This window comes from Cyclobacterium sp. SOCE241 (assembly GCF_056867545.1).
Window position 1 is genome coordinate 1,958,444 of record NZ_CP149779.1, and the last position, 16,275, is coordinate 1,974,718.

Here is a 16,275-nt window from a genome sequence, read left to right on the forward strand (position 1 = left end):
CTCCTCCTAGTGTGTTGGGGAAATAGGCAGTTTGCCCCTTAGGTATTTCGGTTTGCATATGACCATCTCTTTGGTTATGATGGGCTTTAGCTACCGGCTGATTGATAGGAATTTGGTGGAAATTCGGGCTACCTAATCTAGAAAGCTGGGTATCTCGATAGGAAAACAAGCGTCCTTGAAGAAGTGGATCATTGGTGAAATCTATGCCTGGTACAATATTACCCGGTAAAAATGCTACTTGCTCCGTTTCGGCAAAGAAATTATCCGGGTTTTTGTTCAAGGTCATTTTTCCTATTACTTTAACGGGGACCATCTCCTCGGGAATCAATTTAGTGGCATCCAACAAGTCAAAATCAAACTTGTGTTCATCTTCTTCAGGTACAATTTGAACACCTAGTTCCCATTCAGGAAATTGGCCGGACTCTATTGCTTCCCACAGGTCTCTTCTATGAAAGTCACTGTCTGCTCCACTTATTTTTGTTGCTTCATCCCAGGTTACTGAATGTACTCCCAATACTGGTTTCCAATGAAACTTAACAAAATGTGCCTCTCCTTTTTCATTGACCAAACGGTAAGAATGAATACCAAAACCTTCCATCATCCGGAAACTTCTAGGTATTGCCCTATCGCTCATTAACCAAATCTGATTGTGAAGGGTTTCCGGTGTAAGGGAAATGAAATCATAAAATGTATCATGTGCTGAAGCTGCCTGTGGAATCTCCTTATTCGGCTCAGGCTTAACTGAATGAATTAGATCCGGAAACTTCATAGCGTCCTGAATGAAAAAAATTGGCATATTATTGCCAACCAAGTCCCAAGTCCCTTCTTCCGTATAAAATTTTACAGCAAAACCACGAACATCTCTAGCAAGATCTGTGGAACCTTTGGAGCCGGCAACTGTTGAGAACCTCACAAAAACCGGTGTTTTTCTACTAGTATCTGTAAAAATACCTGCTTTAGAATACCGGCTGATGCTATCATATAATTCAAAGTAACCGTGCGCTGCACTCCCCCTTGCATGTACAATACGCTCAGGAATACGCTCGTGATCAAAGCTGGTAATTTTCTCACGAAGAATAAAATCTTCAAGAAGCGAAGATCCTCTTATGCCTGCCTTTAAAGAATTATTCGTATCGTTGACTTTTACCCCTGCCTTGTGGTTAATTCTTGGTCTTTTGGGTCGATTGTAAATTGCTTAAGCTGAGCTGTTTTTGATTGCTTTCCATCTTCTTTTTTCATGTCAATAGTTTTATAGGGTTAATATGTTTTTTAATCTTAGTAATTGATTTTTACAACAGCCTTTGATTAGCCTCCTTTCCTATAGGCTATTTTAGGAATTGGTTTATTACTTCAAAGGAGTTTAGCCTACATCAAACTCATTTCAGGTAAGAAGCTAAGTTTCCTATGATCTAATATATTTTTCCCGCAAGGGTTAAATCAAAGCTAAATGAGATATTAGAATAACAATAGCTCAAAAAAAATAATAATTAGCTCTTTTAAATTTTATGCTTTTATAAATGAAATTTAACTTAAATTAATAACAGAAGACTTTTATGGGCAGCTAAAAATCAGGGTAATATGTCTTGACATCTTTTAATAAAATCAACCTTAACAATTGGCAAATTCAGCCGTTTATAATACTTATTTCCAATATATTATCTAGCCGAATTATGAGATACATAACACATTATAAAAATTAAGAATAAGAGAACGGCAAGGCTTATTCCAAACAAAAAAGCCTACCAGTCGGTTACATCATCATTACCCTATTATTATTTTCAAGAAGTGATTCAATTCAATGTCACTAGGAAGTATAGCTAAATAATGAAAGCCATAAGAGAAATTGATGACTCCGCCCTTTGCATTTACAGAAAAAATGGGCCAGAGGTTTTAGGTACCTAAATGAAGAAGGAAAACCTATAAAAGACAAGACAACGCTAAAGCGCTTAAAGAACTTAGTTATACCTCCAATGTGGACTGATGTCAAGATATGCCGTTTTGAGGAAGGACATATTCAAGCAACCGGCAGGGACAAAAAAGGCCGTAAGCAGTACATTTATCATACAATCTACGAGCAAAATTGTCAATTAGAGAAATTCAACAGTTTAATAAATTTTGCTAAAGCACTACCAACTATCAGAAAAAAATCTTACAAAGCTATCCAAACAAAAGAGTGGACCAAAGAAAAGGTGTTGGGGCTTATGATTTTGATCCTCGATGGCTATGGCATCCGGATAGGAAACAAGTATTACCAGGAGAATAATGACACCATTGGTTTAACCACTATGCGAAGAAAGCACATGAAAATCGATGGAGATGGCATCATATTCCACTATAATGGTAAAAGTCATATAGATCGAAGCGTAATGATTGATGATGCTCAGCTTATTTCGTTGATAAAGGAGGCAGCAGATTTACCCGGATATGAAATATTTAGATACCAAGATGAAAATGGTGATTTTCAGTCAATTGACAGCGATGAAGTAAATGAATACCTTGCTAAAAATATGTGTGCTGAATATTCAAGTAAATATTTTCGCACATGGGCTGCCTGCCGCCTTGCCATTGAGTATTACCCAGTGGCACTGGAAGAAAAACAAAAAAACAAACGCAAAAAATTCAGTAATATACTGATAAATATGGTGGCTTCAGAACTCGGTAACACACCAAGCGTATGTAGAAATTATTACATACATCCTTCCATAATGGAAAAAATTGATTCCCAAAGCCTACCACAGCCCAACCCTTTTAGACAAAGTGCAAGCCCCTATGCGCTTAGCAGGGAGGAGAAATTAGGTTTACAAATCATTGAAAAGGATTCTATTAATGGCAAGTAATACGATAGCTGGAAAGACCAATTTAACTTTTGATTTTTTTCCAAATACTTAAGACAGCCGAGACCACAATAAATACTACGGCACCAACTGCCAGACCAACTAAAAACTCTTTTAGTATGCCCGGAAAATCCGGCAATAGGTGGTGAAAAAAGTCAATATTGTGAGAGAATATACCACCCGCAACTAACATTAAGGCAATGGTTCCAATTATTGACAACCCCTTGATTACAATTGGTAGTGCATTCACCAAAAACCTACCCATATAATCTGAAATGCTGTTGTCTTGCTCATTGTACGCGATCAATTTTAAACCGAAATCATCCATTCTAACAATGACCGCCACAATTCCATATACACCAGCAGTTGCCAATATGGCGATAAATGAAACAACTAATATTTGTACCCATATTACCTCCTGAATCACCGTACCCAGTGCAATGATTACGATCTCCACAGAAAGGATAAAATCAGTAAAAATTGCTGACTTTATTTTACCTTTCTCACTGGCCAATACTTCCTCCTTGGTAGGATTTTTTTGCACAACCTTTGTTTCATGATGTTTTTTACCCGCCAAAAATTCATAAACTTTTTCTGCTCCTTCATAGGCAAGATAAAGCCCTCCCAGTAGTAAGACAATCGTAATTATTTTAGGTAAAAATGCACTTAACAAAAATGCTGCGGGGAGAATAATTATTTTATTTTTTAATGAACCCTTTGTGATCGCCCAAAGTACTGGTATTTCCCTAGATGCAATGAAACCGGAAGATTTTTCTGCATTAACAGCAAGGTCATCTCCTAAAATTCCAGCTGTCTTTTTAGCAGCTACTTTACTCATGGTGGCCACATCGTCCATTAAAGTTGCGATGTCATCCAATAATGCAAAAAAACCTGAAGCCATTTATATCAGTCTTAAATATATTGTTACAGAAAATTAAAATAATTGTGGTACCACAGAACCATAATCAAGCCAAAATTTTTCCTCCCTATTTTATTTCGAGACGAAAATATAAAGCCTAGATCAATTTCTATCATTAAAGGCAATTAATTATTCATTTGAGCACTTTCAAAGAAGATTATCAGGTTAACTTTATTCAAAAATAAAAACAAACGAATAAATTATGGTTAAGTGGACAATCATATTCCTACTTTTAGCAATCTTGGCAGCAATGTATGGTTTTGGTGGCCTAGCTGAAGGAGCATCAGAAGTTGCAAAAGCATTCTGTTTTATTTTTCTTGGTATGGTTATCTTCTCTATTTTCTTGAATTTTAAAAGAATTTAGCCGGGAATAAGTCTAAGGAATTGTAGTGTAAATGCAATCATCAAAATCAAAGACTTTGGTCTATAGCTCATGTATCGCTATGAAGTTTAAACCTTTCATTAAGCTGGACAAGACAACATTTATAACCCAAGTTACCAGAAACCGCACCACATAATTACAGTTTTCTATTTCTCTAAGTAAAGATTATCGATCTATACCCCGCTTCCTATTAATGTTTTTCCTAGGAATCAATACATATGAAAATCTTTATTAATACCTTTAGTAATACCCTAAAATGAAAAGAATTTTAGAATTCACGGGAAATTAAATTACTTAGGATTTATTCTCATTTTATAAATAATAAAACCTGGCCCAAAAATATGGAAAATTTATTCGAAACCACTTGGGAATCTGTGGGAGTTATTTTTGTTTCTGCTTTAGGAATTTATTTATCAGTAATTTTATTAACCAGAATCAGCGGAAAAAGAAGCTTTTCCAAAATGTCAAGTTTTGATTTCGCAATGACTGTTGCTGTAGGTTCAATAATAGCTACCACTATTTTATCATCCTCAGTAAATTTAATTGAAGGAGTCTTGGGTTTAGCTGCTGTATACTTTCTTCAAATATCTATTGCAATTGGAAGAAGACACAAACTCGTAGAGACCTTGGTAGACAATACCCCACTCCTTCTAATGGATGGTCAAAATATTCTTCACCAAAACTTAAGAAAAGCTCGGGTATCTGAAAGCGACCTCCGATCAAAATTAAGAGAGGCCAATGTCATACAGCTTAGTCAAGTTAAAGCTGTAGTATTCGAAACAACCGGGGACATCTCTGTTCTCCATTCCAGTAGTGAACAAAATTTAGATGTCTGGCTCATGAAAGACGTGAAAAGAAGCTAAATGGCTTCTTCTAGCTATTAAACCTTTACTTAAAACATTAATTTTTTCTTAAGGACCATTATTTCTCCAATTTCTGCTTCATTGATTTAATTTGGATAATATCGGTTCTTATTTTGATCAAATGATTTTGTATGATTTGACTCAGCATTATGGGTAAATGCTTAGCTTTCATTAATTCTTCATATTCTTCTAGCGCTGCAGTTTCCCCACGAATGACATTTTCCAATAAAAACAGATCATCTTTCCCGGCAACAAAAGATTTTGCATCCATCCATGTGCGTCTCAGTGCTTCCTTATAAGTCCCCTCTTTTGAAAGTTCGCCATAATTTGAATCAACTTCTCTTTTTAATCGAATGTTAAAGTCTTTGCGCTCATTTGATCTTTTGAGGAAAAGCTCTTTGAGCTCAGGGTCATCCGCATTTTCTGCAGCTGTGTTGTACCCTTTTTCCGCATCTTTGTTCTTTTCTAAAATTTCTCCAATTTGTTGGATAAGTTTATTATCTTCTATATTCATCATGATCCTAAAATTAAATATTCTGTAGTTTCACTTTTAATTTAAGCCAAAATTATACCGTACCTTAACTGGAATAAATATTTTTTGGACTTTAACCCTAAATGGCTTTTAGAGTCTTTATAAAAATCGAATTATGCGATAATACTTCTATTAGGTGGTCAAACCACTTCACAATAAGCCACTACTTTATTGTTTGTAATTTAACTGTAGGAATGCTAGGCTAACATCTTACAACACACTGGTTTTCTTAAGATTAACCCCATTGCCTATCCCCTTACCTAAATTGGGTTATTGCGTTAAACCCAATTATGCAATAGCCCCTCTAGAACAGGCTGAAATCGCTTCAAAATCAGTCACTTTGTTACTGTTTTCAATTTCACCATAGCCCTGTAAGGCTAAAATCTGTAAAAAGCTTTTTTTATTCGATTAAAACCCTCATCACATATTCTATAGCATAATCAGGGTTAAAACTATAATCAATGATTATTAAAGGTTGATTTTTTTATGGTGAATAAAACCTAATTCATTTTTTATACTTTAACTATGCTGAGATGGAAAAATTATCTTAATAGTTGCACCTTCTCCTTCTTTGCTTTCTGCATTCACCAGCCCGCAATGATTATTGATTACTTTTTTTACTATTGCTAAGCCTATTCCCGTACCCTCATATTCATGCTTGGCATGCAGTCTTTGAAATACTTCAAAAATTTTGTTTTCCATTCCAATAGGAAATCCAATACCATTATCTCTGATTAAAAATTCAAAATATTTTTTGTTATGATTTAGATTCATAAGTTGAACCCGGCTTTCTGGAACTTCAGAAGCTGAAATCAATATTTCCGGTCTGCAATCTTTTTTGAAAATTTGATCGCATTGCTGATCAAATTGGAAAACACCTGGCGCATTTGGAAAAATATAGCTTCAGCCATCGGTAGATTTTTTACAATTATTTTGGCCTCAGATTCTTCGATCATTGGAGCCATATCTTCTAATACCTGATCAACCACTTCATTAAAATCAACCATTTCATATTTAGAAACATCATCAGTGGACCGAGAAAACGAAAGTAAATCGTCTATTAAGGTCCTCATCCTTCCGGCTGCAAAGGTTATCTTTTCAAAATACCCTTTGCCTTTGGAGCTGAAATTACCATACTCCTTTTCCAAAATTAAGGAACTGTACATCTGAATCTTTCTCAAAGGTTCCTGAAGGTCATGGCTTGATACATATGCGAATGATTGAAGCTCCTCGTTGGCATGTTTCAATTTGGCAACTGAATCTTTCAGTTTTTCGTTAGCTTCAAGCAAGAGGTTTGTCCTTAAAGTCACCTGACTTTCAAGTTCCTTGGTAAAGCCTTCCAAACGTTTGCTATACAATACTTGGTCGGTTACATCTGTCGCAGTTACAATTACTCCCGATATGGTGGCATCTATATCAGATAATGGGATATAGTGATAATCCAAATAAAACTCTTTATTAATGCCATTATTAAAAATAATAACCTTGGAGGCCTTATCTTTAATTGCCACTCCTGTTTTCATTACCTTTAACAGTTCCTCAGGGTATTTTTGATTTAACAGTTCAGGAAAAACAGCCAATAGAGGCTTTCCTATAACTTCTTCTCTGGTTTTACCCCATAAATGGTTTAACATTCTATTATTGGCCAATTCTATTTTAAAATCTTCACCTCTTAAAATAGCCATGGCCACAGGAGAATGCTGCATGTGATTTCTAAATTGTCTTTCATTTTCTGCCAATTCTTTTTTGGACTCGACAATATCAGTAACCTCATTGACTACCATCATGACCTCCTCGACCTCTCCTTCCAATAGGTGAATCGGATGAATAATAAAATTAAAATAAGTGCTTTTCAATTTCCCGTTGTAGGGTAAGCTTATTTGGTATTCGGTCCCTCTTACAGATTCCTTTTTATGGAAAACCTCCATATATAAGTTCTCCAAAGTCTCTTTTATTTCAGGAATAGTTTCAAATAGCCTTTTACCTATAAATTCCTCAGATTCTTTTTAAAAAAATTTAAAAGGGAATTATTAGCCATTTTTGCAAGCAATTCCCTGCCCTTAAAAATGGCTATCCCTACAGGTGCCTTGTATACAATGTTTCGGAAATTTTGCTCTTCTTTTTTATTTTCTCATTGGCAAATAATAACTTTCTTTCGTAGCTGACTTGTTCAGAAACATCTTGTAATGTACCCGTAATTCGGTAAGGTGATTTCGGATTTTTGGACCTTACTTTCCCTTGGGCCTGAACAATCCTTACTTTATTGGTACTTTTATTTTTTATTCCAAATCTCTCTTTAAATCTACCTTCTACTCGTCCTGACAGAGATTTCTTTATGGAGGAAGTTACTCTGTAAACATCTTCCGAAACTATGGTATCCATTGCTTGTTCCATGGAAATATTCATTCCTTTGGGGAACCCCATCCAATCCATTAACCTATCGTTTCCGGTAAAGGAATTACTAAGTGGATCGTAATCCCAAGTCCCTAGTTCTGCTGCATCAATAGCAAAGGCAAGTTGATTTTCACTCTCTTGTAACAACTGTAAGTTTTTTACTGCTTCTGTGGTTTCTATGCAAGTAATAGTAATCCCTACCGTTTCACCTTCTTCACCAATCAACACACTATAACTAAATGTCCAGTAAACTTCTTCCATTCTTCCATTTCGGAAAATGGATACTAGTTGGTTTTCGTGCCAAGTTGCTTCTCCTGTGGTCCAAACATTTTCAGCTTCTTTTTTTAGGGTATCAGTTAATTCAGGAAAAGCAAATTCAAATTTTTCACCTAAAATAGCTGGGTGTTTACCTTTGTTCCCAAGACTTGGTCTATAGGCATCATTGTAGAAACAATAAAATTCTTTACCCCAAAGAATAAATTTAGGGAATGCTGTTTTCAACATATTACTGATAGCCATTTTTAGAGATAATGGCCAATTTTCTAGCATTCCTAAAGGATGTTTAGACCAATCATATGCCTCAATAATCTTACCCATTTCGCCTCCATTCTGAAGAAATTTAGGCCCTTTAGGCATATTTATTTCGTCCTTATTCATATATCATCTAACATTATAAAAAGTTCCAAATTCCTGTTATCCTTATTAAAATCAAAGCTTTCTGACAAATAAATCAATAAATGCCAAGTTTTGTATAGGATGAAAAGAAAACGTTCCTTTAAGTTTTTAAGCATGCAAGACGAAATTATGCTTATCGAGTGCAGAACATGGATCATTCCAGTCTGTATCCAAGGTATTCTTGAGTATATTTTGCATCTCTTCCCTATTGAAAGGTTTCTGGATATAGGCATTGGCTCCAAGTTTATAGGAAAGTTCAATGTCCGAATTATTATAAGAAGTAGAGAAAATAATGGTGCAAATCTTCTTTAACCTTTCATTGGAGCGAATTTCTTTCAAACATTCAAATCCGTTTTTAACAGGCATATTGAGATCTAAGAATATTATGTCCGGTAACTTTGAATTTATATTTGTCAGATATTCCATAAGCTGATCCCCTCCATTAAACACCTGTATAGGAATATCTATATTTATCGTCTCAATGGTGTCCAAAAAAACTCACAATCATCAGGGTCATCATCTGTTAATACAAGTAAGTTATTCTTTAAATATCTCATTTTTCTTATTGTTTCTTTTATCAATTAACACCCAAGAAGCCGGATATCACCAATAGGTAGTTGTAAACCATTAAGCTTACCAAGAAACAAAATCAAAAATGAGACCAAAACACTATGACCATTAGGTAAAGTAATGAAAGGATGCGAAAACAATTCCTTTTGGGCTAATAAAAATCTCAAAGAAGTGAGACATTCACTTACATTAATTATAGAGTTTTCAAACCTGTTTTTTTATCAACTAATAACCTTTAAATGCCCTAAAACTAAATCCCTAAAAAAAGACGAATTTAATTCTCTTGTCTTATGTATTGCTTTAGGGATTAAAATTTTCCTTAAATGTTGGTTCCGGTTGAATTGCAGCAATTGACTCCTTACCCACTTTTAATAAATTAATCAACTCCCCTTTGGTTTTATCCCAGTAATGTACCTCAGTAGGAACAACCTTTATTGCGGTCAAATCGGGATCACCTATACCATTGAACCAGATACCATCAACCTTGCTGTCATAAAACCTTTCCAGAATCACACTCCCTTTATAAATTATAGCTTGACCATAAACCGTTAGGAATTTCATATCCTCGGGGTTTGAATAGATCAATTGTAAGTTATTGTCTTCTATAATATTTTGGTTGTGGGTACTTTTTTCACTGCTCAAAAACCATATACTTCCATTTTCATCCACCTCCTTGGTAGTCATTGGTATAAAATGAGGAGGAAGAGATTTTAGCTTGGTCCCCATGATTGCAAACCGTATACTTTCAGCCAATTCTTTTAATTCTGCAATAGTTTTTTCATTAAATAATTTATCTCCACTCATAACTATCTAATTTATTGTTGTGAAAAATTCCTGAATACATGTATTTTTTTAGAACCTAACTGACATCAATTTTAGAAGAATAAAAAGGAGAAGCCATCTATTTAATACCTAGATGGCCAATCCTTGGGAATCTTCCCGTATAATAGTTGGTTTAAAATATTTAAGATCCTTAAGCGGATAAAGCCATCGATTGTTGCTTTTCTTTGTATTCTTTGGGGCTACAGTTGTACTTTTGCCTAAAAATCTTGGAAAAGTAACTTCTACTGGAAAATCCAACACTGTATACCACCTGAGAAATATTCATGTCTGAAGTTTTTATCAACTCTTCACCTTTTTCAACCCTCACTGACCTAATATAATCACTAACAGTGGTACCATGCATTCGTTTGAACCCTTCTTGCAGTTTCCCCGGAGACAACCCAGCTTGGCGACTCAATTCAGCAATGCAATGAGGTTTTTCCGGGCAATTCAGAATAGTTTTAGAAATTTCCCGAACCGCATGCATTTCTTTTAAAGTAAGGTTCCCATTGTTTAGAGCGTCTCTCTTTAAATCATCTGCATGTTGCTGAATTTCATAGGCTAAGATCATATGAACCAAACCTTCAATCATTAAACTTCTAACAATACCACGTTCTTGAATGGCTTCAAGTTGTTGAATTTTATCAGCAATTTTCAAATTATATGAACCTATATAAATCGAATTTTGGGAAGCCTTTCCTTTTAAGAAAGATTTCTGAATTCTATAATTCAAACTGTGTTTTTTAGTATTGATAGGATTAAAATCTGTACTGACTACAATCAATGAAATCTTAATGTGCTCCCCACTAGCAAATTCCAGAATATTTTCTTCATTTGCTTTATTGGTAAGGATGCTTGTTTGAAAATTTTCAAGCACTTTTTTCCCTGATTGACTCCTAAACCTATGGGTAACTTTACCCCTTAGACAATAGGCAAAGCAAATAGGTGGATGTTCTGAAGACCCCACGCATAAAGTCAGGTCTTGAATAAATTTAACATCAAATTCAAGTAAGGATATGCCACTTTTAAAAGTAACACCTCTAATCTTACCTCGACCAACTTCATTGTCAATATCCAAAATATGTTCTTTTACCTTCACACTTAGGTCTCCATTCATACTCTGGTGCAGCTCGTCGAAAATATTCTTAATAGCGGTAGATGTAAGTGAAATGGTTGTCATAAAATTTATTAGAGTTAAACAATAAATACCTGAATACTAAACTATACAAGTGGAGCCCACTTGCCATCAAAGCAAATCAATACAAAATTGATTTCAGCCTATTCCAACCATTCATGAGTTGTTAATCTTCTAAATTGGTTGTCTAACAAAGATCAACAACTCAAAAGAAATTTTGTTATAAAACTTTGGGTTAAGATTGCAAGATTTTATGTTTACTACCTTTTACTAATATATTTTTGTAAAATCCTAATCTCGTGAAAATCAATTCTTTGATTTGAATTATAGGCTTAATAAAAAGGAGAATAAAAAATTCACATTTTAAACGCCTTTTAAAAAATCCATGCTGTAGTGAGGCGCATACAATGAAACAGGAATAGGTTACAACAGAAATAGAGTAATCATCATTCAAGCCCTTAAACAAGGGCATGTTTAGAAACGAAACAAAAAAGTATTACGGTTCATATTTGAGGTATGATATTGCCAATTTATCTGTAGCACCTTTTCAATTACTTCCTTAAGCTTTGCAAAGCTACTAGGTTTATTGATGTAAATATTAGCTCCATAAATAAAAGTATCTTCAATATCCTGCTCCGTGGAGGAGGTTGAATAGATGGCAATTGCCAGATCATTGAATGCTAAATTTTGACGAATTTCTCTCAAACATTGCATTCCATTTTTTACGGGCATATTTAGATCGAGAAACAATAAATTAGGTCTTTCAATTTCATTTAAAAAGAGGTAATCCATTAACTCTTGTCCATCCCTGAAAAGTGAAAGCTTTGTCTTGATGGAAAGTTGTTTGATGGCCTCGCCAAACAAAAACCTATCATCTTCATCATCATCTGCAAGCAAGACTTTTAGAAAATTATTGTTCATTAACCAAGTTTATTGTTTGACCATTTAAAGGCTTCATGCTCATTTTACGTTTCATAATCCGTTGAAAACTGCTAGGAGTAAGACCAGTCGTTTTCTTAAATTGGCCTGAGAGGTGAGAAACACTACTATAATTTAATCGGTAAGCAATTTCAGTTAAGTTCAAATTGCCTTCTTGTAACAATTCTTTTACAAGGTCTACCTTCCTTAAAATCAAATAATTTTCGATTGAGGAATATGTGTTTTCAGAAAATACAGCAGACAAATAAGAATAGGTATAGCCTAGTTTGTCCGCCAAATAGCTGGATACCTTTAAATGTCTTACACTTTCATCACTTAACATTTCATCGATTGTATTCTTAATTCGATCAACAAGGGTTTCTTTCTGGTCATTCAGCACTGTGATACCATACCGATTAAGTGATTCGATTAGTGCAATCTTTTTTCTTCAGCCATGGCATCCAAAATTTCAACTTCACCCATATTAATGCTAGAGCATGGAATATTAAATTTCTCGAATTGCTCACGCACCAAGGTTTCGCAAACTACCTTGAAATTATATTTTAAATAAATTTTCATTAAACCTTTAAAATAGCGTTCAATTACAGTTTATTTTCGGAATCTTAAGCAAGATAAGCACAAAATCAATAGATATATTACATTAATTTACTAAAATTAAAGTATTTAATTAAATTTATAAACACCATTTTGTCTTAAAATTTCGGTTAGTATTCATTTTCAATTAATTGGAACGATTTCTACAATTCCTTAATATCCCGATTGTAGGATAAAAAATTGAAACCTTTTTAGAAATTGAAATTAAATCTGGAAACCAAATAATTCGAAAAAGCTGTATCTTAAAATCTTTAAATAAAGAGTGATCCATCGATTTATTTTTCCCTTTGAAAAAGGATTATTCCATTTCCTAACAAATCAATTTTTGATTAAAAAATGATTCTTGGCATTAAAGTAATAAACATTCAATAAGGTACTGAAGTCAATTCAAAATTTGGAGCTTATGAGCTGCTAAAACTTCACCATAGCAATGCTATGTAAAAATCCATCAGATTTAGTTGTCCGAATACGTCACTCACTATGAATTTTATTCCATAAGACTTGTAAAATGTGTTCATACTGCTTCAACATACCATCAATTAAAAAGAGCGAATTTTCAAATTTGAAAATTCGCTCTTTTTAAAAAATCACTACTGATTTGATTCAATTTTAATTAGGTAGCATCATCTATTTCATCTTCTACTTCTTCAGCACCTTCTTTTATTGCATCTCCAGCATCATCAGCCGCTTCTTCAATTTTTTCACCTGCACTATCTTTTTTATCCCTGCAACTGGACAAGGAAAGGAATGAAGTAGTCATAAGAGCTAATAGAAAGATATTAATGTAACGTTTCATAGTTTTTAAATTTTAGTTTATAGTTTAAATTTAAATTTAAGTTGGTTATACTTTAGGTATAGTATTCATTACTTTTTCGTTTGTTCAATCTTTTGGTGGCGTCCCAAGTTTTCTACAATAAATTGGATTACAGATTAAGATGGTAGCCATTCTAAACTTGGGCATAATAACCAATACATTAGAATTGGACACCTTTCATTTTTTATAGGCCTTAGCATTATGCAAGTGGCCAGTTTCAGTTTTTACCGCAATGTATAAAGATACTCTTAGCAATTATTTACGCCCAAAAACCAAGGAAATCAAGAATAGAACCACAAAAATAAAGAATATCACCTTGGCTATAGATGCTGCCCCTTCGGCAATTCCACCAAATCCAAAAATAGCAGCAATTACAGCTATAATAACGAAAATAATTGTCCAGCGTAACATAATTTTTTAATGTTTAGAGTATTTGAAATAGATTGAAAATGAGATGATTGTTAATGTTAAATTTAATAAACTTGGTCTTACTAAATGAGCTCTATAGATCCTATTCTTACTTCAATCGGTCTCTATTAATTACCACCTTGGTAAGCGACCTTCCAAATAACACCCCCATCGTCATCATTGACTAGTAGTGAACCATCTGGGGCAACCGCAACACATACAGGCCTTCCATAAACTTCAGTACCATCATCGTTGGCAATAAATCCGGTAAGAAAATCAATGGGCTTCTTAGGGTTTCCATTTTCAAATGGGATAAAAATAACTTTGTATCCGGCCAATTCCTCTCTGTTCCAAGATCCATGCTGCCCTACAAAGGCACCATTATTAAAGGAATCTGGAAAGGCATTGGAAGTGTAAAAGGTAAGCCCTAAAGATGCCGTATGGCTCCCCACAGGCACATCCGGTATTATTGCCTTTGCTACCATATCCTCATGTGGGTCATCTTGCCATCTTGGATCTTTAATTTGCCCATAGTAACTATAAGGCCAACCGTACCAACCACCTTTTTTAACACTTGTCACATAATCAGGAACTAGATCATTTCCCAACTTGTCCCGTTCATTTACGGCTGTCCAAAGTTCTCCTGTAACAGGATTAAAATCCATTCCAACTGGATTTCTAAGTCCATCAGCATAGATTATTTCTCCTGATCCATCCGGGTTAATTTCTATTATATTGGCCCTTCTATGTTCTTTTTCCATTCCTTGTTCGCCTACATTACTAGCCGATCCTACGGAAACATAAATCTTACTTTTATCCTCACTAGCGATTATATTCCTCGTCCAATGATTGTTATAACCACTAGCGGATAAATCCAAAATCTTTTCTCCTTCTGCATCAATTTTGTTGGCACCTTCCTTATAAGGATATCGATATAGGCCATCTGTATTGGCAACATAGAAATACTCACCCAATACCAACATGCCAAAATTCTGATTCAAGTTTTCCATAAAAACATGCTGTTCGTCCACATTGCCATCATTATTGGTATCACGCAATAATCTTATTTGATCAGCACTGTTTTTAGTATTGGATTCAGCTACAAATATATCTTTATTTGGTGCGACATAAGTCCATCTTGGATGATCCAAATCTTCTGCAAATCTACTCACAATGAATCCTTCAGGAGCTTTTGGACCTTCTCCTTCAGGCCATTCTACAATTTCGCTACGGTTGGTAACAGAAGTTGAGCTATAAGGAGCAGGTAAAGTAAGCTCTCCTACAGCAGTTTCCACTGTCACACTATCTTGATTAGCAAAGTCTTCCTTCTCTGATTCTGTCACCATCTTTTCCTTACACCCAAGACCAAGACCGGAAACTATTAAAATAACTAATAATATATTTTTCATTTTAATCGGTTTTTATTAAGAATCTGATATACTAGTTAACTTTGATTATGAGATCGGATTATCACCTAATGAATAAATTAGGCGCCATCCTCAAAAGGATATTGAATAAGCCTTAACGTTCGACAATTAGAAATATTTATCGATAAAATATAAAATGCTATTATCCTAATGACACAAATCCTATACCACAATTAAAAAATGTTAAAAAAATTTGATCAGTTACTCAATAGAAGAATTAGTTGAGCATTTCAAATTCAAAATAAAAAAATAGGAAATAATTAATGTAATTTTAAGGTTCCTAGGAAATGAATAAAATTGGAAATAAAATTTGATTCAAGCAAAATTCATGAAAAAACTTAAATGTGATATTTTGATAGCCGGAGGAGGTCCGGGAGGTTTACCTGCTGCCCTTGCAGCTGCCAGAAATGGCTCAAAAGTTATCTTATGTCAAGACAGACCCGTTTTGGGAGGAAATGCCTCAAGTGAAGTTCGAATGCACATTGTGGGAGCGGACTGTAGTGGAAAAAGAGGAGAACGCTTAACTGTAGAAGCCAGAGAATCAGGGATAATTGAAGAAATTAGGCTTGAAGCAGCTGTAAATAACCCCCAGCGATCTCCGGCAGTATTCGACTTGGTTCTTTATGATAAATGCAGAAGTGAGCCAAATATTGAATTAATGCTCAACACCCGAGTTTTTGCCACAGTGGTAGAAAGAAATACAATTAAAAAAGCATTCGCCAGAAGAGAATCTACTGAAGATGAATTTGAGATAGAAGCTGAAATATTTATTGACTGCACAGGTGATGGAACAATAGGAGCCTCTGCAGGGGCACCTTACTATGAAGGGAGAGAAGCCAAATCCAGCTTTGATGAGAGCCTGGCCCAAGACAAAAGTGACAATTTAAGGTTAGGATCCTCCCTTATGTTTCAAGCAAAAAACATGATAAACCCATGCCCTTTACTCCCCCTCTTGGGCTCGTAAAGT

General features: G+C 34.6%; 17 protein-coding genes and 1 pseudogene. 4 read left to right on the forward strand and 14 right to left on the reverse strand.

The window, feature by feature from the left end; genetic code table 11:
* Positions 1-67: 67 nt before the first annotated feature.
* Positions 68-1,165, reverse strand: a pseudogene (locus WG932_RS09605) (catalase); the annotation flags it as partial.
* Positions 1,166-1,859: 694 nt separating this feature from the next.
* On the opposite strand from WG932_RS09605, the gene WG932_RS09610 reads away from it, so the two are divergent.
* Positions 1,860-2,837: a DNA topoisomerase IB gene (locus WG932_RS09610; RefSeq protein ID WP_483087770.1), complete on the forward strand. Its 978-nt coding sequence runs from the start codon at positions 1,860-1,862 to the stop codon at positions 2,835-2,837.
* A gap of 22 nt (positions 2,838-2,859) precedes the next feature.
* On the opposite strand, the gene WG932_RS09615 is transcribed toward WG932_RS09610, so the two are convergent.
* Entirely contained in the window at positions 2,860-3,735 is an 876-nt protein-coding gene (locus WG932_RS09615; protein ID WP_014022960.1) for a DUF808 domain-containing protein, read from the reverse strand.
* A gap of 220 nt (positions 3,736-3,955) precedes the next feature.
* Between WG932_RS09615 and WG932_RS09620 the strand changes: the two genes are divergently transcribed.
* Entirely contained in the window at positions 3,956-4,117 is a 162-nt protein-coding gene (locus WG932_RS09620; protein WP_014022961.1) for a DUF1328 domain-containing protein, read from the forward strand.
* 359 nt (positions 4,118-4,476) lie between these two features.
* Positions 4,477-4,998 (forward strand): DUF421 domain-containing protein, encoded by a 522-nt coding sequence (locus WG932_RS09625; protein ID WP_483087771.1) that lies wholly within the window; start codon positions 4,477-4,479, stop codon positions 4,996-4,998.
* A 58-nt stretch (positions 4,999-5,056) separates the two neighbouring features.
* On the opposite strand, the gene WG932_RS09630 is transcribed toward WG932_RS09625, so the two are convergent.
* From WG932_RS09630 to WG932_RS09685, 12 genes are all read right to left on the reverse strand, one after another.
* On the reverse strand, positions 5,057-5,515 hold the full coding sequence (locus WG932_RS09630; RefSeq protein WP_014022963.1) for a ferritin-like domain-containing protein: 459 nt from the start codon (positions 5,513-5,515) through the stop codon (positions 5,057-5,059).
* Between the two features lie 534 nt (positions 5,516-6,049).
* Positions 6,050-6,346: a sensor histidine kinase gene (locus WG932_RS09635; protein ID WP_483087772.1), complete on the reverse strand. Its 297-nt coding sequence runs from the start codon at positions 6,344-6,346 to the stop codon at positions 6,050-6,052.
* Positions 6,343-7,473, reverse strand: coding sequence for a sensor histidine kinase (locus WG932_RS09640; protein WP_483087773.1), 1,131 nt, complete (start codon positions 7,471-7,473; stop codon positions 6,343-6,345). The genes WG932_RS09635 and WG932_RS09640 overlap by 4 nt, the downstream gene beginning before the upstream one ends.
* A 133-nt stretch (positions 7,474-7,606) precedes the next feature.
* On the reverse strand, positions 7,607-8,581 hold the full coding sequence (locus tag WG932_RS09645) for a hypothetical protein (RefSeq protein ID WP_483087774.1): 975 nt from the start codon (positions 8,579-8,581) through the stop codon (positions 7,607-7,609).
* Between the two features lie 126 nt (positions 8,582-8,707).
* A complete protein-coding gene (locus tag WG932_RS09650) occupies positions 8,708-9,091 on the reverse strand; it encodes a response regulator (protein WP_483087775.1) in 384 nt (127 codons plus the stop codon).
* A gap of 378 nt (positions 9,092-9,469) precedes the next feature.
* Complete coding sequence (locus WG932_RS09655; protein WP_149394559.1) at positions 9,470-9,973, reverse strand: pyridoxamine 5'-phosphate oxidase family protein; 504 nt, start codon at positions 9,971-9,973, stop codon at positions 9,470-9,472.
* 169 nt (positions 9,974-10,142) lie between these two features.
* Positions 10,143-11,171 carry a helix-turn-helix domain-containing protein gene (locus WG932_RS09660; protein ID WP_149394560.1) on the reverse strand — a complete coding sequence of 343 codons (1,029 nt, stop codon included), beginning with the start codon at positions 11,169-11,171 and terminating at the stop codon, positions 10,143-10,145.
* A gap of 429 nt (positions 11,172-11,600) precedes the next feature.
* Positions 11,601-12,047 carry a response regulator gene (locus WG932_RS09665; RefSeq protein WP_014022969.1) on the reverse strand — a complete coding sequence of 149 codons (447 nt, stop codon included), beginning with the start codon at positions 12,045-12,047 and terminating at the stop codon, positions 11,601-11,603.
* Positions 12,037-12,444: a helix-turn-helix domain-containing protein gene (locus WG932_RS09670; RefSeq protein ID WP_483087776.1), complete on the reverse strand. Its 408-nt coding sequence runs from the start codon at positions 12,442-12,444 to the stop codon at positions 12,037-12,039. Before WG932_RS09670 ends, WG932_RS09665 begins: the two co-directional genes overlap by 11 nt.
* An 828-nt stretch (positions 12,445-13,272) precedes the next feature.
* Entirely contained in the window at positions 13,273-13,455 is a 183-nt protein-coding gene (locus WG932_RS09675) for a hypothetical protein (protein WP_014022971.1), read from the reverse strand.
* 273 nt (positions 13,456-13,728) lie between these two features.
* On the reverse strand, positions 13,729-13,884 hold the full coding sequence (locus WG932_RS09680; protein WP_014022972.1) for a DUF1328 domain-containing protein: 156 nt from the start codon (positions 13,882-13,884) through the stop codon (positions 13,729-13,731).
* Positions 13,885-14,009: 125 nt separating this feature from the next.
* Positions 14,010-15,290, reverse strand: a complete 1,281-nt coding sequence (locus WG932_RS09685) for a PQQ-dependent sugar dehydrogenase (protein ID WP_149394561.1) — start codon at positions 15,288-15,290, stop codon at positions 14,010-14,012.
* A gap of 346 nt (positions 15,291-15,636) precedes the next feature.
* Here WG932_RS09685 and WG932_RS09690 point away from each other — a divergent pair, with 346 nt between their 5' ends.
* Positions 15,637-16,272, forward strand: a complete 636-nt coding sequence (locus tag WG932_RS09690) for an FAD-dependent oxidoreductase (RefSeq protein ID WP_483087777.1) — start codon at positions 15,637-15,639, stop codon at positions 16,270-16,272.
* The last annotated feature ends 3 nt before the right edge of the window (positions 16,273-16,275 follow it).